The organism is Actinomycetota bacterium (genome assembly GCA_036280995.1).
Taxonomy (GTDB): domain Bacteria; phylum Actinomycetota; class CALGFH01; order CALGFH01; family CALGFH01; genus CALGFH01.
Map to the genome: position 1 here is coordinate 1 of DASUPQ010000638.1, position 3,773 is coordinate 3,773.

The window sequence follows — 3,773 nt, forward strand, 5'->3', positions numbered from 1 at the left end:
GGCGAGGAGCGGGTGGCCGCGGTCCGGCGGATGATCTTCGCCGACTCCGAGGAGGAGGAGCAGGCCGCCTACGACATCCTGCTGCCGTTGCAGCGCGACGACTTCGTCGGCATCTTCCAGGCCATGGACGGCAAGCCGGTCACGGTGCGGCTGCTCGACCCGCCCCTGCACGAGTTCCTGCCCAACCAGGTCGACCTGGCCGTGGCCGTGGCCCTGGCCACCCAGCAGGGCCAGTCCACCGTGGAAGTCGGCGGGGACGAGGCCCTGCCGCTGGAGCAGGCCACCGAGATGCTGGCCAAGGTCAACGACCTGCACGAGGCCAACCCGATGCTGGGGCTGCGGGGGGTGCGCCTGGGCATCGTCAAGCCCGGGCTGTACGCCATGCAGGTCCGGGCCATCGTCGAGGCCGCGGCCAGGGTCAAGGCCGACGGGGGCAACCCGATCGTGGAGATCATGATCCCGCTGGCCGCCACCCGCGAGGAGCTGTCCCAGCTCCGCGAGGAGCTGGAGCCGGTGGCCGGCAAGACCCTCGAGGACGCCGGCCAGGAGCTCGAGGTGCTGTGGGGGACGATGATCGAGCTGCCGCGGGCGGCGCTCGTCGCGGGGGAGATCGCCGAGGTGGCCGAGTTCTTCTCCTTCGGCACCAACGACCTCACCCAGACGGCGTTCGGGTTCTCCCGCGACGACATCGGCAAGTTCCTCGGGCTGTACGAGGAGCGCAAGCTGGTGCCGGCCAACCCGTTCGTGACCATCGACCAGCCCGGCGTCGGCCGGCTGATGCGGATCGCCTGCGAGGAGGGCCGCGCGACCCGCGCCGACCTGCATCTGGGGATCTGCGGCGAGCACGGCGGCGACCCCGACTCGGTCCGGTTCTGCCACGAGCTGGGGCTGGACTACGTGTCCTGCTCGCCGTTCCGGGTGCCGACGGCCCGCCTGGCCGCCGGGCAGGCCGCCCTCGGCGAGGCCACCGCGGCCTCCAAGTAGCCCGGGATGGCCCTGCGCCTCCGGCCGGTCCGCCGCGCCGACCTCGACACGCTCGAGCGCTGGTGGGCCGACCCGGAGGCGCAGGGCCGCCACAACTGGTTCGGGTTCGCCCCCGACGGGGAGCTGCGGCGCCGGTTCGAGCAGGACGGGCTGCTCGGCCCCGACCGCGGCAACCTGCTGGTCGAGCTGGACGACGGCACCCTGGCCGGCGACGTCAGCTACTTCGCCGTCTACCACGGCCCCAACCCGGGGTCGCGGGCCTTCAACGTCGGCATCGCCCTGCTGCCCGAGCACCGCGGCCGCGGCCACGGCGCCGAGGCCCAGCGCCAGCTGGCCGCCTACCTGTTCGCCCACACCCGGGTCGAGCGGCTGGAGGCCAGCACCGACGTGGAGAACCTGGCCGAGCAGCGGGCCCTGGAGCGGGCCGGGTTCACCCGCGAGGGGGTCATGCGCCACGCCCAGTTCCGCGACGGCGGGTTCCACGACCTGGTCCTCTACAGCCGCCTGCGGGACGACCGACCGTCACAAGGGGGACCACCTGCTTGACAGAGGAGGCGTTCGGCACGCAGCCCCGACGTTGAGGACAGATGCCGCGTCAGTGTCATACAGGCCTGAGATGCTGTGGTCATGGATACGACAGTGCAGGTGCGCTATCGCTACCGGTTGCGGGTGAACAGCTCACAGGTGGCCCAACTGCAGCCGGTATTTGACGCCTGCCGGTTCGTGTGGAACCAGGCCCTCGGCCGTTGGAGGGACCTATGGCGCCAGGAGCGCATTTCCCTGTCGTATGGAGCTGCTGACAAGGAGTTGACCGACTGGCGATCTCGCTTCGATTGGCTGAGCGAGCAGCCCTCGGTTCCCCAACAGCAGGTCCTACGGGATCTGTACCAAGCGATCACGGCCTTCCTCGATCAGACCAACCCGGCGGGGCGTCCAGACTTCAAGCGGAAGGGTAAGCATTCCACTGCCCGCTGGACGAAGCGAGGGTTCTCCGTGTCAGGAACCGGCCTTGGGAAGCCTGGCGAACATCTGGAGCTAACCACCGGCACCGGACGTGTTCGGGTCAGGGTGGTGTGGAGTCGACCGTTGCCGTCGGCGCCCACGAGTGTGACCGTCTACAGGGATCCAGCTGGGCGTTGGTGGGCCAGCTTCGTCCTGCGGGTTACCCTCCCGTTGAGGCCGGCTGAGAGGACGGATCGAGCGACAGGGCTCGACCTCGGCCTTGACACCTTTGCCACCACCTGCGCCGCCGAGAGCGACGTCCCCAATCCACGACTGTCTCGCGCGAGGGCCCATGCGCTGGCCCGCAGCCATCGCAGCTCGGCCCGCAAACAGAGGGACTCGGCGAACCGCGGTAAGGCACAGCGTCGCGTGGCCCGGATCGAGGCCAAGACCGCCGCCCAGCGGGCTGACTTCCAACACAAGGCCGCCCGAGGTCTGGTGTGCACATTCGACCGGATCGGCGTCGAGGACCTGGCGGTGAAGCACTTGTCCCGTCGTGGCGCAGGGCGTCACAAGGCTGGCTTGAACCGCTCGATTGCCGATGCCGGCTGGGCGGGGTTCCTGCGAGTGTTGGTTTGGCAGGCCGCAAAGGCCGGCAAGCAGATTGTCGTACTGCCTGCCTGCAATACCACCCAGGAGTGTTCGGCCTGCGGGGCGAAAGCCAAGCCCCGCTTGGAGCTCTCCGACAGAATTTTCCGGTGTTGGAGCTGCGGTCTAGTCCTCGACCGGGACCGGAACTCGGCATGGAATTTGCATCCTGACCATCCGCGCAACAACCGGTTGGGCTGTACCGGTGCGGGCGATGACGGCGATAAGACCCTGGTTCCCGCGGGAACCAGGGCAACCTGAGCCCCAAGATCCAAGCGGCGCCAGCCGATTGGAGCAGTCAAAGTGATGGGTCACACATCGGAGGCGAAGGTGACGGCAACCCACGACTGGGTGCAGCGGGGGACGGTGCGGGCCGAGCTGGAGGCGGCCGAGGCGCGCACCCTGGCCCCCTGGGCCTCGAAGGCGGCCTCCTCGGCCGGGCGGGGCCAGCCCGAGCCGGAGGACCCGGTGCGGACCTGCTGGATGCGCGACCTGGACCGGATCATCTTCTCCCGGGCCATGATGCGGGCCCACGGCAAGACCCAGTCGTTCATCCCCGTCTTCTCCGGCGAGGGCCCGGCCGCCGGCCGCCAGGGGGGGCCGTACATCGGGGACCACTACGTGACCCGGGCCACCCACATGCAGCAGACGGCCCGGATCGCCGCCACCATCGCCCAGGCCCTGGCCCTCAACGTGCCCCTGGCCACGGCCATCGCCACCGGCCACGACCTGGGCCACGCCTGCTTCGGCCACGGCGGCGAGGCGGCCCTCCAGCAGGTCGCCCCCGGCGGCTTCGACCACGCCCGCCAGGGGGCGCGCCTGCTCACCCTGCTCGAGCCCCGCAACCTCACCGCCGAGGTGCTGGAGGGGATCGCCCGCCACTCCTGGAAGCACGAGCCGCCCTCGACCCTGGAGGGGCTCTGCGCCCGCCTGGCCGACCGCATCGCCTACCTCACCGCCGACCTCACCGACGCCCTCCGGGCCGGGGTCCTGGCCGGGGTCGACCAGGTCCCGGCCGGGGTCCGCCGGGTCCTTGGCGAGCAGCCCGCCGACATGATCGGGGTCCTGGTCGAGGACGTCATCCGCCACTCCCGCGGCGCCGCCCGGGTCGCCCAGGGCGAGGCCTGCGCCGAGGCGATGTCGGTGATGCGGTCGTTCATGTTCGAGCGCGTCTACCTGCGCCCCGAGGCCGACCGCCA

4 protein-coding genes are annotated in these 3,773 nt (G+C 70.6%); all 4 read left to right on the forward strand.

What is annotated here, in order from left to right:
- The coding region (locus VF468_21780; GenBank protein HEX5880920.1) for a putative PEP-binding protein at positions 1–984 on the forward strand (984 nt) is incomplete at its 5' end.
- Positions 985–990: 6 nt separating this feature from the next.
- Positions 991–1,530, forward strand: a complete 540-nt coding sequence (locus tag VF468_21785; GenBank protein ID HEX5880921.1) for a GNAT family protein — start codon at positions 991–993, stop codon at positions 1,528–1,530.
- An 81-nt stretch (positions 1,531–1,611) separates the two neighbouring features.
- Positions 1,612–2,835, forward strand: a complete 1,224-nt coding sequence (locus VF468_21790; GenBank protein HEX5880922.1) for a transposase — start codon at positions 1,612–1,614, stop codon at positions 2,833–2,835.
- Positions 2,836–2,904: 69 nt separating this feature from the next.
- Positions 2,905–3,773 (forward strand): HD domain-containing protein (locus VF468_21795; GenBank protein ID HEX5880923.1); only part of this gene is annotated, 869 nt, incomplete at its 3' end.

Excerpts from the sequence above, each read along its gene's own strand:
- VF468_21785 (HEX5880921.1), top strand. The coding sequence starts at position 991 with ATGGCCCTGCGCCTCCGGCCGGTCCGCCGCGCCGACCTCGACACGCTC.
- VF468_21790 (HEX5880922.1), top strand. The coding sequence starts at position 1,612 with ATGGATACGACAGTGCAGGTGCGCTATCGCTACCGGTTGCGGGTGAAC.